The following is an 18,355-nucleotide window of genomic DNA, read 5'->3' on the forward strand; positions in this document are numbered from 1 at the left end:
CCAGCCCACCAGACACACCGACAACACGAGAGACCGACATGCCCAGCTTCCCCGAATTCAACAGCAACCACTATCCCTACATGTCCCGCCGCAGCGCCGTCTACGCGCGCCGCGGCATGGTCGCGACCTCGCAGCCGCTGGCCGCCCAGGCCGGCCTGGAAGTGCTGCAGAAAGGCGGCAACGCCATCGACGCGGCGATTGCCGCGGCGGCCGCGCTGACCGTGGTCGAGCCCACCGCCAACGGCATCGGCGGCGATGCCTTCGCCCTGGTCTGGCATGGCGGCAAGCTGCACGGCCTCAACGCCAGCGGCCCGGCGCCGCAATCCATCTCGGCGGAAAAGCTCAGCGCCGCCGGCCACAAGGAAGTGCCGAAATACGGCGCCCTGCCGGTGACCGTGCCGGGCACGCCCAGCGCCTGGGCGGCCATGGCCAAGCGCTTCGGCCGCCTGCCGCTGACGCAGTCCATGGCCGGCGCCATCGCGCTGGCGCAGGATGGCTTCCCGGTTTCGCCGGTGGTGGCGCACGCCTGGCAGGTGGCGCACAAGAACTTCAGGCGCGAGTTCAAGGAATCGCATTTCCAGTCCTGGTTCGACACCTTCTCCATCGACGGCCGCGCGCCCGAGGCCGGCGAACTGTGGCGCTCGGCCGGCCACGCCGCCACGCTGGCCGCGATCGCCGCCGACAACGCCGAGAGCTTCTACCGCGGCGCGCTGGCCGAGAAGACCGCCGCCTTCATCCGCCAGGCCGGCGGCTACATGGACGTGTCGGACCTGGCCGACTACCAGCCTGAATGGGTCAACCCCATCGGCGTGAACTACCGCGGCTACGACGTCTGGGAGATCCCGCCCAATGGCCACGGCATGGTGGCGCTGATGGCGCTGAACCTGCTGAAGGCCTACGACTTCTCCGAGCGCGACACGCTGGCCACCTACCATCGCCAGATCGAGGCCATCAAGCTGGCCTACGCCGACGGCCTGGCCCACATCGCCGACCCGGCGCACATGAAGGTCACCGTCGAGCAGCTGCTGTCGGAAGCCTACGCCGACGAACGCCGCAAGCTCATCGGCAAGCGCGCCACGCTGCCGGTGGCGGGAGACCCGTCGCGCGGCGGCACGGTCTATCTCTGCACCGCCGACGCCGAGGGCAACATGGTGTCCTTCATCCAGAGCAACTACATGGGCTTCGGCTCCGGCCTGGTGGTGCCCGGCACCGGCATCTCGCTGCACAACCGCGGCAACAACTTCACGCTGGAAGCCGGCCACCCCAACATCCTCGGCCCCGGCAAGCGCCCCTACCACACCATCATCCCCGGCTTCATGAGCCGCGACGGCCAGCCGGTCGGGCCGTTCGGCGTGATGGGCGGGTTCATGCAGCCGCAGGGCCATGTGCAGATGGTGATGAACACCGTGGACTTCGGGCTCAACCCGCAGGCCGCGCTGGACGCGCCGCGCTGGGAATGGGAGAAAGGCAACAAGGTCAGCATCGAGCACACCACCGCCGAACACCTGTTCCGCGGCCTGGCGGGCCTGGGCCATGAGGTTTCGTGGTCGGGCAACCAGCTGGGCTTCGGCCGCGGCCAGATCATCTGGCGCAATGACGCCGGCGTGCTGTGCGGCGGCACCGAGCCGCGCACCGACGGCTGCGTCGCCGCCTGGTAAGGACCCGCCCATCGTGAAAAGCCTCGCCGCCCCCGCCGCCAGCGTGCACGAGACCGCCGAACCGCCCGCCGGGCGCGAGGACGGCGAAGAAGGCTCGTCGCGCAGCGGTTCGCTGCCGGAGTATGTCTATGCCCGCCTGCGGGAGGACATCTTCGACATGCGCCTGCTGCCGGGCGACCAGATCACCGAGACCGAGATCGCCGCCTACTTCAAGGTCTCGCGCACGCCGGTGCGCCAGGCCCTGCAACGCCTGCAGGGCGACGGCCTGATGCAGGGCTATGTGCGCGGCGGCTGGGAAGTGGTGCCGATGGACTTCAAGCGCTTCTCCGACCTCTACGAGATGCGCAAGCTGATCGAAACCCACGTGGTGCGGCGGCTGTGCACCCGGGATCCGGCGCATCCGCTGGACCTGTCGTGCATCGAAGGGCTGCGCCGGGTCTGGTGCGTGCCGGGCTCGGCGCGCGAGCTGGACGGCCCGAAGGCGTCGCTGCTGGACGAGCAGTTCCACCAGACGCTGGTGCGCGCGGCCGGCAACCAGGAGATGGCCGACGCCTTCGACCGCCTGACCGACCGCATCCGCATCGTGCGGCGCCTGGACTTCCTCTATGGCGACTGCCTGCATTCCACCTACGAGGAGCATGCCGCCATCCTCGACTGTATCGCCGCCGGCGACGCCGACGAAGCGGTGCGCCGTATGGGCGAGCACATCGACGGCAGCCATGCCGAGGTCAACCAGATCACGCTGCACCGCCTGCACAGCGCGCGCGCCACGTCGACCACCAAACCGCCGCCGTACGTGGCGGTGCGCGTGCGCCGCCAGTTCTGAGGCGCGCCTGAAGGCGCCGAAGCGCTGTGTTAGGCTTTCCGCTTTCGCAAAGTACACAGGAGAGACGGTGATGAAAGTCGCGGTGATGGGCGCAGGCGCGGTGGGATGCTATTACGGCGGCATGCTGGCGCGGGCCGGACACGAGGTGGTGCTGGTGGGACGTCCGCAGCACGTGGAGGCCTTCAACGGCGCCGGCCTGCGGCTGGAAGCGCAAAGCTTCGATGAAACCATTCCCGTGCGGGCCGACACCGATGCCGCCATCGTCGCGGGCGCCGACCTGGTGCTGTTCTGCGTCAAGTCGACCGACACCGAAACCGCCGGCGCCCAGCTGAGCGCGCACTTGAGGCCCGACACCCTGGTGCTGACGCTGCAGAACGGCACCGACAACGCCGAGCGCCTGCGCGCCGTCATCCCGCAGCCGGTCGCCGCCGCGGTGGTCTACGTGGCCACCGAAATGGCCGGCCCCGGCCATGTGAAGCACCACGGCCGCGGCGAACTGGTGATCGAACCCGCCGCGCGCAGCCGGAAAGCCGCCGACGCGCTGATCGCCGCAGGCGTGCCTACCGAGATCTCCGACAACGTGCGCGGCGCGCTGTGGGTCAAGCTGATCCTCAACTGCGCCTACAACGCGCTGTCGGCCGTGACCCGGCTCCCTTACGGCAAGATCGTGCAAAACCCGGGTGTGCCCGAGGTGATCCGCAACCTGGTGGCCGAGTGCCGCGCCGTGGCGGCCGCCGATGGCGTCACGCTGCCGGGCGACGTGGACGCGGCGGTGCGCAGGATCGCCGAGACCATGCCCACGCAGTACTCCTCCACCGCGCAAGACCTGGCGCGCGGCAAGACCAGCGAGATCGACCACCTGAACGGCTTCATCGTGCGCCGCGGCCAGGCGCTGGGCGTGGCCACGCCGGTCAACCTGACCATGCATACGCTGGTGAAGCTGGTGGAGGCAAAACAGGCGGCGTGAGGAGCCGTTGCCCCGGCGCCGGTTCAAAGACGCCGGGTCCCGGCGTCGTTTGCCATGCCTCGACACCGGCCAAACCACTGCCGGGCGGAAATTAGTAACATGGGTTATCATTTCAGCCTCACCCAAAAGGCCAGCAATGAGCGACAGCTTCACCCCCTACGAATCGGCGATCAAATCGATCTCGAAGCGCTTTTCCCGCGCCCCGGTACGCGAAGCCGTGCTCACGCGCCTGCTCATGCACATGGGGAGCAACCTCAGCGTGCACTTCGACGCCGAGCTCAAGGAGCACGGCCTGAACTACACCACCTGGACCTCGCTGGTGGTGCTCTACAGCCAGCCCGAAGGCCGCATGCTGCCCTCCGAGCTGGCCACCTACATCCTCACCTCGCGCACCCACTGTTCGCGCATCGCCGACGAGCTCGACAAGAAAGGCTTCGTCCAGCGCATCGCCAGCGAGACCGACCGCCGCGAGGTGCACCTGCAGCTGACCGCCAAGGGCACCGCCTTCGTCCAGGAGCACCATCCGGCTCGTCGCAAGCAGTACCGCGACCTGTGGTCGGCCTTCAGCGCCGAGGAAATGACGCAGTTCGAAAGCCTGCTGCGCAAGCTGCTGGTGCAGCTGGACGACAAGCAATAGCGCACACGCGACGGCGGCCCTGCCTCATCGGGTCGCCGATTTTTTTGACCATATAGTGACATACGTCACTATCACCAAGGTAACTAATAACAGGCCCCGGGCCGCAGCATCATGAGCCAGACAAGCACCAGCAACGCCGCCGGCCCGAATCCGAATCCGAATCCGGCTCCAACGTCCGCCTCAGACGAAGAACAAGGCAGCCACCGCGGCCTCATCACCGTGGCCATCATCCTGGCCACCATCATGCAGACGCTGGACAGCACCATCGCCAACGTCGCCCTGCCGCACATGGCCGGCAACCTGTCGGCCTCGCAGGACCAGATCTCCTGGGTGCTGACTTCCTACATCGTGGCCGCCGCCATCGCCACGCCGCTGACCGGCTGGCTCTCCGGCAAATACGGCCGCAAGAAGGTGTTCATGACCTCGGTGGTGGGCTTCACCATCGCCTCCGCCCTGTGCGGCATCTCCGGCACGCTGGCCGAGATCGTGCTGGCGCGACTGCTGCAGGGCCTGTTCGGCGCGGCGCTGGTGCCGCTGTCGCAGGCGGTGATGCTGGACATCAATCCGCGCCACAAGCATGCGCAGGCGATGGCGGTGTGGGGCATGGCGGTGATGATCGGCCCGATCCTGGGGCCCACGCTGGGCGGCTGGCTGACCGACAACCTGACCTGGCGCTGGGTGTTCTTCATCAACCTGCCGATCGGCGTGCTGTCCTTCCTCGGCATCAAGGCCTATATCCGCGAGACCAAAACCCAGCCGGAGCTGAAGTTCGATTACATCGGCTGCATCACGCTGTCGCTGTCCATCGGTTTCCTGCAGATGTTCCTCGACCGCGGCGAGCTGCTGGACTGGTTCAACTCCACCGAGATCGTCATCGAGGCCACCTGCGCCGCCGTCAGCTTCGCCTACTTCATCGTGCTGACCGCGACCGCGCAAGGTCTGTCCTTCTTCAACGTGCAACTGCTGAAGGACCGCAACTTCGTCACCGGCCTGGCGCTGTACTTCATGGTGGGCCTGCTGCTCTACGCCACCCGCGCCCTGCTGCCGCCGCTGCTGCAGACGCTGCTGGGCTATCCGGTGGTGACCGCGGGCCTGGTGATCGGCCCCAGCGGCATCGGCACCATGATGTCGATGATGATGGCCGGGCGCCTGGCCAGCCGTATCGACCCGCGCGCGCTGATCGGGCTGGGCTTCTGCCTGACCGCGCTGTCGCTGTGGCAGATGTCGAGCTATACCTTCGTGATGCAGCAGTCCGACATCGTCTGGCCCGGCTTCATCCAGGGCCTGGGGCTGGGCTTCGTCTCGGTGCCGCTGACCACGATGACCTTCTCCACGCTGGCGCCGCACCTGCGTCCGGACGGCACCTCGATCTTCAGCCTGTCGCGCAATATCGGCAGCAGCATCGGCATCTCGGTGATGCAGACGCTGGTCACGCGCAACACCGGCGCCTTCCATTCGCAACTGGTGGAGCACATCAACTACGCCAACCCCGCGATGCAGGCCGGCCTGCCATGGCTCTACAACCTGGGAACGCAGGCCGGCGCGGCCGCGCTCAACGAGGAGATCACGCGCCAGGCGGCCTTCCTGGCCTATATCAATGACTTCAAGATCATGATGGTGGCCACGCTGGTGTCGGTGCCGCTGGTGCTGCTCATGCGCAGGCAGCGCGGCAACCTGGGGCCGGAGGTGGAGGCGCATGCGCTCGACTGAGCGCATGGCGTGGCAGGAACGGGAAGAAGAAAAAGAAGAACGCGCCGCTCAGCGCAGCATGGCCGACATCGCCGACAGGCTGTTCAGCACACGCACGGCATATTCGGCCGAGGGGGCGTCGAACTGCACGGTGACGTTGTCGATGCGCTCGAGGATGGGCAGCTGGCTGAACAGGTCGGCCAGCGCCACGGTCTGCGCCTGCAGGCGGCAGCGCAAGGGGCTGTCCAGGCGCGTGGCCGGCATCGCCAGGGGATCGGCCAGGAAGGCGGAGACGGCCTGCCTGGCGCGCTCTTCGAGCAGCGCGCAGGATTTTTGCGGGGTCAGCGAATCGCCGCTGTTGGCGCCGTAGGCTTTCTTGGTTTCGGCGAATACCGCGTGCGGGTACAGCGACTGGTTCTCCTCGACGAAGGCATCGTCGCCGCTGCCGAAGATCACCGGCACGCCATGCTCGCCGGCCAGCGCGCCGTACAGGCCGGCCTCGCCCAGCTCCATGCCGGCCAGCCAGACACGGGCGAAGGCGAAGCTGTTCATCGTGTGGGCCAGGATGCCGCGTCCCTGGGCGCGCGAGTGGTAGCCCACCATCATCACCGCATCGACGTCGTAGTCCACCCCGCCCATCATGCCCAGCACGCGCGGCTTGCCCAGCACCATGCGCGCCTCGGGATGCAGCAGGTCGGGCAGCAGGTTGCGAAAGCCGCCGTGCGAATCGTTGACCTTGACCGACGTGGCGCCGGCGGCCAGCGCGCCGCGGATGACGGCATTGGCCTCTTCGGTCATCCAGCGCCGGGCGCGTTCGTACTCGCCGTTGCCGGCGCGGGTCTGCTCGGGATGAAAGACGCCGGCGACGCCTTCGATGTCGACGGAAATGAGGATGTTGGCGCGCTTGGCGGTGGTCATGGCGAACTCGGCAAATTGGCCGCGGCCAGGCAGTCGCGCAGGCTGGCGCGCTCGTGGCCGTCACGGCCGCGCACCGTCTGCGCGGCAAAGAGCGCATTGACGATGGCCTGCTCGACGCTGTCGGCGGCGGCATGGAACAAGGGATCCAGCAAGTGGTCGGCCAGCAGCGACGCATGTACGCATTCGCTGCCCGCTTCGATCTGCTGGGCGGTGGAAAAGGCCAGCGCGATATCGCCGCTGCCGTGGCCGTAGGCCGAACCGGTGCGCGCCAGGCCCGCGCCGGCGCGCGTGGCCAGGCGCTTCAACTGGCGCGCGTCCAGCGGCGCGTCGGTGGCCAGGATCATGATGATGGAGCCCTTTTCGGGAGCGGCATCGGAGGCGGCTGCCTGCGCTGCCAGTCCCGACAGTCCCACCAATTCGCGCCCCAGCGGACGGCCGTCGAGAATCAGGTCGGGCAGCTTGCCGAAGTTGGACAGCACCAGCGCGCCTACGGTGAATTCGCCCACGGCGCCGACGGCGGCCTTGCGCGAGGCGCTGCCGATGCCGCCCTTGAGCTCGAAGCTGGACATGCCGCGTCCCGCGCCCACCGCGCCCTGCTCCACTTCGGTGGACGCCGCGGCCAGCGCCTGCCGGAAATGGCTCTCCTGCACCGCGAAGGCGTGCAGGTCGTTCAGGTAGCCGTCATTGCATTCCATCACCACCGCATTGACCGAGGGCAGGCTGCGCCCGCTCTCCGGGTTGGACTGCAGTGCGTGGCGCACCTGCGCCGTCAGCACGGCGCCGACCGAGAACACGTTGGTCAGCGCGACCGGCGTCTCCAGCGTGCCCAGTTCTTCGAGCTGCACCAGCCCGGCGCTCTTGCCGAAGCCGTTGATCACGGCCACCGCAGCGGGCAGCTTGTGGGTGAACAGGTTGCCGCCGTGCGGCACCACCACCGTCACGCCGGTCTGCACCGACCCCGCGTCCAGCGTGCAGTGCCCCACCGTCACGCCGGCCACGTCGGCGATGCTGTTGCGCGGGCCGGCGGCGAGCCGGCCTATGTGAGGCAGGTCCATCAACGCTGGTCGATCTTGGGGTCGAGCGCGTCGCGCAGGCCGTCGCCCAGCAGGTTGAAGGCCAGCACCGTCAGGAAGATGGCGATGCTGGGGAAGATCGCGATGTGCGGCGAGGTCATCATGTCGGCGCGCGCCTCATTCAACATCAGGCCCCACTCCGGGGTCGGCGACTGCGCGCCCAGGCCCAGGAAGGACAGGCCGGCGGCGGTGATGATCGAGGTGCCGATGCGCATGGTGAAGTACACCACGATGGCCGACACCGTACCCGGGAAGATGTGGCGCCACATGATGGTCATGTCGGAGGCGCCGATGCTGCGCGTGGCCTCGATGTAGGTCAGGTTCTTCAGCTGCAGCGTGTTGCCGCGCACCAGGCGGGCGAAGGCCGGGATGCTGAACACCGAGACCGAGATGATCACGTTGAACATGCCGCCGCCGAGGATCGCCACGATGCCGATGGCCAGCAGGATGCCGGGGAAAGCGAACAGCACGTCGCAGATGCGCATGGTGATGCGGTCCCACCAGCCCTCGTAGTAGCCGGCCAGCAGGCCGGCCACGGTGCCGATCACAGCGCCGATGGCCACCGACAGGAAGCCCGAGGCCAGCGAGATGCTGGTGCCGGCCAGGATGCGGCTGAAGATGTCGCGGCCCAGCGAATCGACGCCGAACCAGTGCACCAGGGTCGGCGGCGAGTTCAGGGCGTCATAGTCGAAGAAGTTCTCCGGATCGAAGGGCACGATCAGCGGCGCGAAGATGGCCACCAGGATCAGCAGGATCACGAAGGCGCCGGCGTACATCGCCAGGTGCTGGCGCTTGAACTTGCGCCAGAACTCGCGCCACGGGGTGCGGATCTTCTGGCCGCCGGCGGCAGCGGCGACGGCGGACGGATCGGGCGGCGGCAGCGGCGCGCCGGTTTCGGTAACGGGGGTGTTGGACAGCGACATGCTCAGCTCACTTGAAACGGATGCTCGGATTGATCACGGCGTACAGCACGTCGACCACCAGGTTGATGAAGATGAACTCCAGCGAGAACAGCAGGATCTCGGCCTGAATCACCGGGTAGTCGCGCATTTCGACGGCGTCCACCAGCAGGCGTCCCATGCCCGGCCAGTTGAACACCACCTCGACCAGGATCGAGCCGCCCAGCAGGAAACCGAACTGCAGGCCCATCATCGTCACCACCGGGATCAGCGCGTTGCGCAGGCAGTGCTTGATGACCACCACGGTCTCGGTCAGGCCTTTGGCGCGCGCGGTGCGCACGAAGTCTTCCTGCAGGATCTCGATGAAGGAGGCGCGGGTGAAGCGCGCCATCACCGCCGCCACCGCCGCGCCCAGCGTCAGCGAAGGCAGGATGTAGTGGCGCCAGGTGTCGTCGCCGACCGTCGGCAGCCAGCCCAGCTGGACCGAGAATATCTGCATCAGCAGGATGCCCAGCGCGAACGGCGGCAGCGAGATGCCCGACACCGCCAGCGTCATGCCCAGGCGGTCGGGCCATTTGTTGCGCCACACCGCAGAGGAGATGCCGATCACCAGGCCGAACAGCACGGCCCAGACCATCGCCGCCACCGTCAGCCACATCGTGGGCCAGAAGCGCGAGCCGATCTCCTCGGACACCGGGCGCTTGGTGCGGATCGAATGACCGAAGTCGCCCTGCACGGCGTTGACGAAGAAGTTCACGAACTGCTCGGGCAGCGGCTTGTCCAGGCCGAGGTCGGCGCGCACCAGCGCCACCGTCTTCTCGTCGGCTTCGGGACCGGCGGCCAGCCGCGCTGGATCGCCCGGCAGCAGGTGGATGAACAGAAATACCAGAACCGCCACCAGCAGCAGCGTTGGAATCAGCCCTAACAGGCGTTTGATGACATAGGAAAACATGAAGCTCTCGCTGGCGGTTCGAAACCTTGGATCTTGCTTGTTGCAAAAGCGCGGGAGGGAATCACCCCCTTCCCGCACGGGAATTCAAGGAATGCGGCGACGCGCGCCGCCGCATTCCCCTGCACTGCGGCTTACTTGGTCAGTTCGATGTTCTCGAACTCGTAGGCCTGGTCAGGCATGATGTACACGCCCTTGAGGGTCTTGGCGCGCGCGTACAGCAGCTTCTCGGTCACCAGGAAGGCCCACGGGGCGTCCTTCCAGATTTCCTGCTGGGCGTCCTTGTACAGCGCTTCCTTTTCCTTGCGGTCGGTCACGGTCAGGGCCTTGGCGATGTCCGCGTCGACCTTGTCGCTCTTGTAGTAAGCGGTGTTGAACAGGCGCGGCGGGAAGGACTCGGAAGCCAGCAGCGGACGCAGGCCCCAGTCGGCTTCACCGGTCGAGGACGACCAGCCCACGAAGAACAGGCGGATCGGCGCGGTGGCCGGGTCCTGCCAGCTTTCCACGCGTTCCACGCGCTGGCCGGCTTCCAGGGCCTGGATCTTGGCCTTGATGCCGACCTGCGCCAGCTGCTGCTGCAGGAACTGGATCACCTTCATCGCGGTGGTGTGGGTGTAGGCCGACCACAGTTCGGTCTCGAAGCCGTTCGGGTAGCCGGCTTCGGCCAGCAGCGCCTTGGCCTTCTTCACGTCATACGGCCAGGCGCCGCTCTTGTAGGCGTAGTCCACGCCCTGCGGCAGCACGCCGTCCATCGGCACGGCATAGCCGTTGAACGCGACCTTGGCCAGCGCCTGCTTGTTGATGGCGTAGTTGATCGCCTCGCGCACCTTGATGTTGTCGAACGGCTTCTGCTTCACGTTCATCGACATGTAGCGCTGGATGATCGACGGGCCGCTGATCACGTCCAGGTTGGACTTGCTCTTCAACAGGTCGGCCTGTTCGTAGGGCAGCGGGTAGGTGAACTGCGCTTCGCCGGTCTGCATCATGGCCGAGCGCGAGTTGTTGTCCACCACCGGCTTCCACAGGATCTCGTCGACCTTGGGATAGCCCTGCTTCCAGTAGCCGTCGAACTTGGCGACCTTCATGTAATCGGTCTGCTTCCACTCGACGAACTTGAACGGGCCGGTGCCCACCGGGTGGAAGGCGATGTCCTTGTTGCCGTACTGCTTCAGCGCGGCCGGCGAGATCATCACGGCCGACGGGTGGGCCAGCACGTTGATGAAGGCCGAGAACGGCTCCTTGAGCACGATCTTGACGGTGTAGTCGTTCAGGACTTCGGTCTTGGAGATGCGGTTGAAGAGGTTGTAGCGCTTCAACTTGTTGTCCGGGTTGGTGACGCGGTCGAACACGGCCTTCACGGCGTCGGCCTTGAACACGGTGCCGTCGTGGAACTTCACGCCTTGCTTCAGGCGGATGGTGTACTCCAGGCCGTCCTTGCTGACCAGGTAGCCTTCGGCCAGCACCGGGATCAGCTTCATGTCCTTGTCGAAACCGAACAGGCCCTGGTAGAAGGACTTGGCCACCGACAGCGACAGGGTGTCGTTGGCATCATACGGATCCATGGTGGTGAAGGTCGAGGCCACCGCGATGGTCGCGGTCTTGGCGGCGAACGCATTGGCCGCGCCGAATTGCAGGGCGGCGCCCAGGGTGCCCATGGCCAGCCATTTGGCGGCGGTCATTGCTTTGCTTTTTGCGGTTGCGGACATCTGTCTCTCCTGATCAGTGAAGCGTGGTTGATACTGCCTGTTGATGTGCTGAGTGTGACTTCTTGATGAACTTCATTTACAACGAAACTGCCGCACCGGCGCTCAGAAAGCGCCGCCGATGCTGTGAGTGGCGACGAAATGGCCCGGGGCCACCTGCTTCAAGGCCTCCACCTTCGGCTCGTCGCCCACCAGCCTGATCGGGCTGGGGATCTCGTCCGTCATCAGCTTCTTGCCCGGCTGGCGCAGGGTGGGATCGGCCACCGGCACCGCCGCCATCAGCTTGCGGGTGTAAGGATGCTGCGGATTCTCGAAGATCGCACGACGCGGGCCGATCTCCACGATCTGGCCCAGGTACATCACCGCCACGCGATGGCTGATGCGCTCCACCACCGCCATGTCGTGCGAGATGAAGATGAAGGAAATGCCCAGCTCGGCCTGCAGGTCCAGCATCAGGTTGACGATCTGCGCCTGGATCGACACATCCAGCGCCGACACCGACTCGTCGGCGATCACGATCTTGGGGTTCAGCGCCAGGGCGCGCGCGATGCAGATGCGCTGGCGCTGGCCGCCGGAAAACTCGTGCGGATAGCGCTGGCCGTGCTCGGGCGTGAGGCCCACGCGGGTCAGCAAGGCGTCGACGCGCTCCTGCGCGCCCTCCTTCATGCCGTGCACCAGCATCGGCTCCATGATGGAGTAACCGACCGTCATGCGCGGGTCCAGCGAGGCGAACGGATCCTGGAAGATGAACTGAATGTCGCGGCGCAGCTGGCGCAGCTCCGAACGCGGCAGCTGGGCCAGGTCGCGCCCGCCGAACTCGACGCGGCCGCCGGCGATGTCGACCAGGCGCAGCAGCGAGCGGCCGGTGGTCGACTTGCCGCAGCCGGATTCGCCGACGATGGCCAGCGTTTCGCCGGAATAGAGATCGAAGCTGACCTTCTCCACCGCGTGCACGCGCTGCTTCACGCGGCCGAAGATGCCGCTCTTGACGTCGAAGCGGGTGGTCAGGTCGCGCACCTTGAGGATGGGCTGGCGCTGCTCGGCGGCGATCTCGCCCTGCCCCTGCAGCTCGGCGGCCATCGCCTCCGGCTGCGCTTCCGCCTCGGGGGCGATGCCAAAGCGCAGCGGCTTGTCGGTGCCGCGCATCGAGCCCAGGCGCGGCACGGCGGCCAGCAAGGCTTGCGTATAGGGATGCACGGGCGCGGCGAAGATGCGCTTGACCTCGTTCTCTTCCACCTTGTCGCCGCGGCGCATGACCACCACGCGGTCGGCCACCTCGGCCACCACGCCCATGTCATGGGTGATGAAGATCACGCCCATCTGCATTTCTTCCTGCAGCGAACGGATCAGCTGCAGGATCTGCGCCTGGATGGTGACGTCCAGCGCCGTGGTCGGCTCGTCGGCGATCAGCAGCGACGGCTTGCACGACAAGGCCATGGCGATCATCACGCGCTGGCGCATGCCGCCCGACAACTGGTGCGGATGGCGTCCCAGCACGCGCCTGGCTTCGGGGATGCGCACCATCTCCAGCATGCGCAGCGCTTCGGCCTGCGCGGCCGCGCGGCTCTTGCCCTGGTGCAGGCGGATCGACTCGGCGATCTGCTCGCCGACCGTGAAGACCGGGTTCAGCGAGGTCATCGGCTCCTGGAAGATCATCGCGATCTCCTTGCCGCGGATGCCGCGCATGGTGGCGTTGTCGGCCTTCGCCAGGTCGAGCGACTGGCCGTTGCGGCGCTGGAACTGCATGCTGCCGCCGATGATCTTGCCGCCGCCGTGTTCGATCAGGCGCATGATGGCCAGCGACGACACCGACTTGCCGGAGCCCGATTCGCCGACGATGGCCAGGGTTTCGCCCTGGCCGACGTGGAAGGAAAGGTCGCGCACCGCGTCCACCGTCCGCTCGGACGTGGCGAAGCGCACGCTCAGCTTGTTGACGTCCAGCACGCGCTGCGAATGTTGTGGCTGTTGCATCTCTGGTTTCTCCTGCTCAGCCTGCGTGGCCGTAAATGGCCGTCACCGGCGCGAGCTCGCCGCGTCCGTATGCACGATACATGCCTTCGGTATTGAACGGCAGCGCCAGGTTGCCCTGCGCGTCCACCGCGATCAGGCCGCCGCGTCCGCCCACCGTGGGCAACGACTGGAAGACCACGGCCTGGGTCGCCTGTTCCAGCGAATTGCCGGCGTAGGCCATGCGCGCGGCCACGTCATGGCAGGCCACGGCGCGCATGAAGGACTCGCCAGTGCCGGTGGCCGACACCGCCGCGGTGGCGTTGGCGGCGTAGCAGCCGGCGCCGATCAGCGGCGAATCGCCCACGCGGCCGGGCTGCTTGTTGGTGATGCCGCCGGTCGAGGTGGCGGCGGCCAGGTTGCCGAACTTGTCCAGCGCGACCGCGCCCACGGTGCCGAACTTGTTGTCGGGGTCGATCGGCGCCTTCTCGGCGGGCTCATCCTTGTGGGCGAAGGCGAACGAAGCCGCATCGTGGTCCAGCATGGCCTTGTCCTGGCCGCGCACGCGCATCCATTGCTGGTGACGGGCGTCGGTATGGAAGTACTCCGGCGCGACGGTGACCACGCCGTTCCTGGCGGCGAAAGCCTCGGCCGCCGGGCCGACCAGCAGCACGTGCTGGCTCTTTTCCATCACCGCGCGCGCCGCCAGCACCGGGTTGCGCACGTTGGTGACGCAGGCCACCGCGCCGGCGCTCAGATCCGCGCCGTTCATCACGCAGGCGTCCAGCTCATGCTTGCCTTCGCTGGTGTAGACCGCGCCATGTCCGGCGTTGAACAGCGGGCAGTCCTCCAGCAGGCGCACCGCCTCGGTCACCGCCTCCAGCGCGGAACCGCCGGCGTTGAGCACGGCCTGGCCGGCGGCCACGATATCGGACAGCGCCTGGTGGTAGCGGGCCTCTTCCTCGGCCGTGAGCGAATCGCGCGAGATCGTGCCCGCGCCGCCATGGATGGCGATTACCGGAGTAGTCATGCTTTGGTCTTTCCTTTGGTCTTGGCGGCAGCCTTCGCGGGCTTGCCCACCGGGGTCGTCCCCGGACGCTGCTGCTGCGGCACGTACAGCCACGGCAGCACGAATTCGGCCATCTGCGACGCCGCCTGCACCGAACGGCGCGCGCGATGCGCGACCGCGTCGCACAGCGCCTGGATCAGGATCAGCGCGGCCGCGTCGGACGTCGGCGACAGGTTGCGGTCGGTCTGCGCGTAGATCGTCACATCGGCCAGCGGCACCAGCGGCGAGCCGGGCACGTCGGTGATGGCGAGGATCCTGGCGCCCTTCTCCACCGCGCGCTGGGTCAGCCAGACGGTGTCGGCGGCATAGCGCGGAAACACCATCGGGATCACCAGGTCGCGGCTGTCGAGCTTGAAGAACTGGCGGCCCGCCTGCGACGGACCGCCGGCCAGCGCCACCGACGACACGGTGCGCACATAGGGCTCCAGCGCATGCGCCATCAGGCCGGCCAGGTAAGCCGAGGCGCCAAAGCCGGTGATGAAGATGCGCTCGGCCGAGAGGATCATGTCCACCGCCTGCTCGCAATGCTCGGGCGTGAGCATGCGGCGCGTGGCGTCGATGTTGTGGATGTCGTTCTCGAACGCGGCCGCCATGATCTCGGCGCTGCTGGCCGGGCGCTGCACCTCATGGCGTAGCTTCTCGACCGGGGCCAGCGTGGTGGCGAAGTCCGACACCAGCGCGGCGCGGAACGACGCATAGCCGTCGAAGCCCAGCGCATGCGCGAAACGGTTGGCGGTGGCCACCGAGATGCCGGCCGCCTCCGAGAGCTCGTCGATGGTCATGGTGGCGGCGCGGAACGGGTTGCCCAGGACGTAGTCGGCGGTCTTGCGGTGCGACTTGGACAGCTGCTGATACAGCTTGCCCACGGTCTGCGCCACGGCGCCCGCGCCCTGCAGCGTAATGTTCTTCGGCTGTTGCGTCACAGTCCGCCTGCCCCATGAAATGTTTTATATCGATGCCTTGCGGCGCCTCTTTTGGCCTGCCGCCGCAGGGTATCAAATACCGGGCGGCGTGCGAGAAAAATGTAAATATATTTTCATTTTATTTTCGAGTAAAGAAAAAATACTTTCAAAATTCAAATATCGATATGACGCACCAGAAGCACGCGAGAATGCGTGAGAAATGCACTGTTATAGGCGCGATTTCTACCGCGGCGCACCAAAAACGACGCGTGCCCGAATGACGGCGCTGCGGATAAAATACGCTCCTTCGCGCCGCTGCGCCATGACATGCCATGACGTGGCGCAGCAGAGTTGCCGGCCCACCCGCCGGCGGCGCGACGGCATCTTCGCGCCTGCGCCTTCGTCACCTTCCAGCCACACGCCATGAACATCCGCTTTCTAGAAACCTTCGTCTGGCTGGCCAAGCTGCGCAACTTCCGGCTCACCGCCGAGCGCCTGCACACCACCCAGGCCGCCGTCTCCAGCCGCATCGCCTCGCTCGAGCAGGATTTCGGCGTGCGCCTGTTCGACCGCAGCGCGCGCGAAGTGGCGCTCACCGCCGACGGCAGCAAGGCGCTGGTGTATGCCGAGCGCATGGTCAAGCTCATGCGCGAGATGAAGGACGACATGTCCGACAAGCAGGTCTACTCCGGCGTGATCCGCATCGGCGTGATCGAATCCATCGTCCATAGCTGGTTCCCGGACTTCCTCGGCCGCCTGCACAAGGCGTTCCCGCGGCTGCAGATCGAGATCGCCAGCGACACCACCATCCATCTGCACGAACAGTTCAGCAAGGGCAACCTCGACCTGGTGCTGCAGGCCGAGCCCGTGATCGGGCCGCAGGTCAGCAACATCGCCCTGTGCGAATTCCCGATGCGCTGGGTCGGCAGTCCCAAGCTCGACATCGGCAGCGAGACCCTGAGCATGTCGGACCTGTCGGCCTTCCCGGTGATCAGCTTCGCGCGCAACTCGGGCCCGCATGCGGTGATCGAGCGCCTGTTCTCGGGCAGCGAGCGCGGCAACCTGCATGTGAACTGCATCGCCTCGGTGGCCACCATGATCCGGCTGGCCACCGACGGTTTCGGCATCGCGGCGGTGCCGCCGGCCATCATCCAGCGCGAGCTCAACGAAGAGATATTGCACGTGCTGCGGGTCGACACCGAGTTCCCGGCGCTGGCGCTGATCGCCTGTTTCCGCTCGGACCATGAGAATCCGCTGACCGAAACCGTGGCCCGCATCGCACAAGAGACGGCCTCCGACTTCGCACTCAATTGGGGACACGAGATCGCCCGCCTGCCTTCGCCGCTGGCCGTGGGCAAACCCGGCGGCAGCGAGACCGCCGCCGGCTGAGGCCCGGCCGCACGGCGCGCGCGGCCGCATCGCGCCTGCCGATCAACGGCCTGGCGCGACGCATAAGCGGCCTGCCGCGCGGACAGCGCACATCGCCCGCCGCGCCATGCTGCGAAGCACCATCATGAAGCGCCGCGCGCCCTGCTTTTGCTCATAAGATTTTTCAATCATTCCTGTTCAGATTTTCTTGTTGGACAGTGCCCGCCCCGCATCCCCATACTGAATTTAAGACCGGCACCCCGGCCATGCTCCCGAGCATGCGCCGGGCCACAACAACAGCATCGCCGGATCCGCACACTGTCCAGAGATCCACCAATCCAGACATCCGCGCGCCGGCAAACCCGGCCCGGGCTCAACAACTTAGGGAGGTAGTTTCATGTCTTATTCCACATCCGCCGCGCTCGATCCGGGCGCCAAGGCCGGCGGCGACGCATCCGTGATGGATGCCACCTATCGCAAGATCGCCTGGCGGCTGATCCCCTTCCTGGTGTTCCTGTTCGTGCTGGCGTGGATCGACCGCGTCAACGTCGGTTTCGCCAAGCTGCAGATGCTGCAGGACCTGCAGTTCTCCGAAGCGATCTACGGCCTGGGCGCCGGCATCTTCTTCATCGGCTACTTCCTGTTCGAGGTGCCCAGCAACCTGCTGCTGGAGAAAATCGGCGCGCGCAAGACCCTGGCCCGCATCACCATCCTGTGGGGCCTGGCCTCGATGGCCATGGCCTACGTCACCACGCCCACCAGCTTCTACATCCTGCGCTTCCTGCTGGGCATCTTCGAAGCCGGCTTCTTCCCCGGCGTCGTGCTGTACCTGACCTACTGGTTCCCGGCCCAGCGCCGCGCCCGCGTCAACGGCCTGTTCATGACCTCGTTCGCCATTGCCGGCGCCGTCGGCGGCCCGATCGCAGGCTTGATCATGAGCAGCATGGAAGGCGTCGGCCACCTGGCCAACTGGCAGTGGCTGTTCATCCTCGAAGGCATCCCCTCGCTGCTGGCCGGCTTCGCCGTGCTGGCCTGGCTGCCGGAGAAGCCGGCCAACGCCAAGTGGCTGTCGGAAGCCGAGCAAAGCGCCGTGACGCAAGCCCTGGCCGCTGAAAACAGCGCCCCCGGCAAGCACTTCTCGTTCAAGGACGCCTGCGCCAACTACCGCGTCTGGATCTGTGCCGCGGTGTACTTCTGCGTGGTCAGCGGCAACGCCACCATCGCCTTCTGGGCGCCGTCGATCATCAAGGAGATCGGCATCAAGGGCAACCTGCAGATCGGCCTGATCTCGGCCATCCCCTTCATCGCCGGCACCCTGGCCATGATCTGGAACGGCATCCACTCCGACAAGACCGGCGAGCGCCGCATGCACAGCGCCGTGGCCACCCTGATCGCCTGTATCGGCCTGATCGCCACCGGCCTGACGCTGGGCAACGCCACGGTCGCGCTGATCTCGCTGACGGTGGCCGCCATCGGCATCCTGGCCGCGTTCCCGGTGTTCTGGTCGATCCCGGCCGCCTTCCTGGCCGGCACCGCGGCCGCCGGCGGCATCGCGCTGATCAACTCGATCGGCAACCTGGCCGGCTTCGTGGCGCCGTACATGATCGGCGCGTTGAAGACCAGCACCGGCTCGCTCTCCTCCGGCCTGTATTTCGTGGCCGCGCTCGAATTCCTCGCCAGCTTCCTGGTGGTGGTGTTCGTCAAGAAGCAGTAAGTCTTCTCCGCCGGACCCGCGCCTGCGGTTCCGGCG

General features: G+C 66.6%; 15 protein-coding genes. 7 read left to right on the top strand and 8 right to left on the bottom strand.

Annotated elements, in window-relative coordinates; genetic code table 11:
• Positions 1 to 38: 38 nt before the first annotated feature.
• The 5 genes from CEJ42_RS03440 (at position 39) to CEJ42_RS03460 (ending at position 5,798) form a co-directional block, all read left to right on the top strand.
• Complete coding sequence (locus CEJ42_RS03440) at positions 39 to 1,658, top strand: gamma-glutamyltransferase family protein (protein WP_088750016.1); 1,620 nt, start codon at positions 39 to 41, stop codon at positions 1,656 to 1,658.
• Positions 1,659 to 1,671: 13 nt separating this feature from the next.
• Positions 1,672 to 2,484: a GntR family transcriptional regulator gene (locus CEJ42_RS03445; protein ID WP_079215438.1), complete on the top strand. Its 813-nt coding sequence runs from the start codon at positions 1,672 to 1,674 to the stop codon at positions 2,482 to 2,484.
• Positions 2,485 to 2,554: 70 nt separating this feature from the next.
• Complete coding sequence (locus tag CEJ42_RS03450; protein WP_088750018.1) at positions 2,555 to 3,451, top strand: ketopantoate reductase family protein; 897 nt, start codon at positions 2,555 to 2,557, stop codon at positions 3,449 to 3,451.
• 136 nt (positions 3,452 to 3,587) lie between these two features.
• Positions 3,588 to 4,088: a MarR family transcriptional regulator gene (locus tag CEJ42_RS03455; RefSeq protein ID WP_088750019.1), complete on the top strand. Its 501-nt coding sequence runs from the start codon at positions 3,588 to 3,590 to the stop codon at positions 4,086 to 4,088.
• Positions 4,089 to 4,199: 111 nt separating this feature from the next.
• Positions 4,200 to 5,798, top strand: coding sequence for a DHA2 family efflux MFS transporter permease subunit (locus tag CEJ42_RS03460; RefSeq protein ID WP_088750020.1), 1,599 nt, complete (start codon positions 4,200 to 4,202; stop codon positions 5,796 to 5,798).
• Between the two features lie 48 nt (positions 5,799 to 5,846).
• Here CEJ42_RS03460 and CEJ42_RS03465 read toward each other — a convergent pair whose 3' ends face one another.
• From CEJ42_RS03465 to CEJ42_RS03500, 8 genes are all read right to left on the bottom strand, one after another.
• Entirely contained in the window at positions 5,847 to 6,695 is an 849-nt protein-coding gene (locus CEJ42_RS03465; RefSeq protein ID WP_088750021.1) for a M55 family metallopeptidase, read from the bottom strand.
• On the bottom strand, positions 6,692 to 7,750 hold the full coding sequence (locus CEJ42_RS03470; RefSeq protein ID WP_088750022.1) for a DmpA family aminopeptidase: 1,059 nt from the start codon (positions 7,748 to 7,750) through the stop codon (positions 6,692 to 6,694). The genes CEJ42_RS03465 and CEJ42_RS03470 overlap by 4 nt, the downstream gene beginning before the upstream one ends.
• Complete coding sequence (gsiD, locus tag CEJ42_RS03475) at positions 7,750 to 8,691, bottom strand: glutathione ABC transporter permease GsiD (RefSeq protein ID WP_237772506.1); 942 nt, start codon at positions 8,689 to 8,691, stop codon at positions 7,750 to 7,752. The genes CEJ42_RS03470 and gsiD overlap by 1 nt, the downstream gene beginning before the upstream one ends.
• Before the next feature lie 7 nt (positions 8,692 to 8,698).
• Complete coding sequence (gsiC, locus tag CEJ42_RS03480; protein WP_079215444.1) at positions 8,699 to 9,619, bottom strand: glutathione ABC transporter permease GsiC; 921 nt, start codon at positions 9,617 to 9,619, stop codon at positions 8,699 to 8,701.
• A 131-nt stretch (positions 9,620 to 9,750) separates the two neighbouring features.
• A complete protein-coding gene (gene gsiB / locus CEJ42_RS03485; protein WP_079215445.1) occupies positions 9,751 to 11,322 on the bottom strand; it encodes a glutathione ABC transporter substrate-binding protein GsiB in 1,572 nt (523 codons plus the stop codon).
• Positions 11,323 to 11,424: 102 nt separating this feature from the next.
• A complete protein-coding gene (locus CEJ42_RS03490) occupies positions 11,425 to 13,290 on the bottom strand; it encodes a dipeptide ABC transporter ATP-binding protein (protein WP_088750023.1) in 1,866 nt (621 codons plus the stop codon).
• Between the two features lie 16 nt (positions 13,291 to 13,306).
• Positions 13,307 to 14,296 (bottom strand): isoaspartyl peptidase/L-asparaginase family protein, encoded by a 990-nt coding sequence (locus CEJ42_RS03495; RefSeq protein ID WP_079215447.1) that lies wholly within the window; start codon positions 14,294 to 14,296, stop codon positions 13,307 to 13,309.
• Positions 14,293 to 15,258 carry a MurR/RpiR family transcriptional regulator gene (locus tag CEJ42_RS03500; protein WP_079215448.1) on the bottom strand — a complete coding sequence of 322 codons (966 nt, stop codon included), beginning with the start codon at positions 15,256 to 15,258 and terminating at the stop codon, positions 14,293 to 14,295. Before CEJ42_RS03500 ends, CEJ42_RS03495 begins: the two co-directional genes overlap by 4 nt.
• Positions 15,259 to 15,660: 402 nt before the next feature.
• Here CEJ42_RS03500 and CEJ42_RS03505 point away from each other — a divergent pair, with 402 nt between their 5' ends.
• Positions 15,661 to 16,626: a LysR family transcriptional regulator gene (locus tag CEJ42_RS03505; RefSeq protein ID WP_088750024.1), complete on the top strand. Its 966-nt coding sequence runs from the start codon at positions 15,661 to 15,663 to the stop codon at positions 16,624 to 16,626.
• Positions 16,627 to 17,002: 376 nt separating this feature from the next.
• Positions 17,003 to 18,319 carry an MFS transporter gene (locus CEJ42_RS03510; RefSeq protein ID WP_079215450.1) on the top strand — a complete coding sequence of 439 codons (1,317 nt, stop codon included), beginning with the start codon at positions 17,003 to 17,005 and terminating at the stop codon, positions 18,317 to 18,319.
• Positions 18,320 to 18,355 lie beyond the last annotated feature (36 nt).

It is taken from the genome of Herbaspirillum robiniae, assembly GCF_002213415.1.
Classification (GTDB): domain Bacteria; phylum Pseudomonadota; class Gammaproteobacteria; order Burkholderiales; family Burkholderiaceae_D; genus Herbaspirillum; species Herbaspirillum robiniae.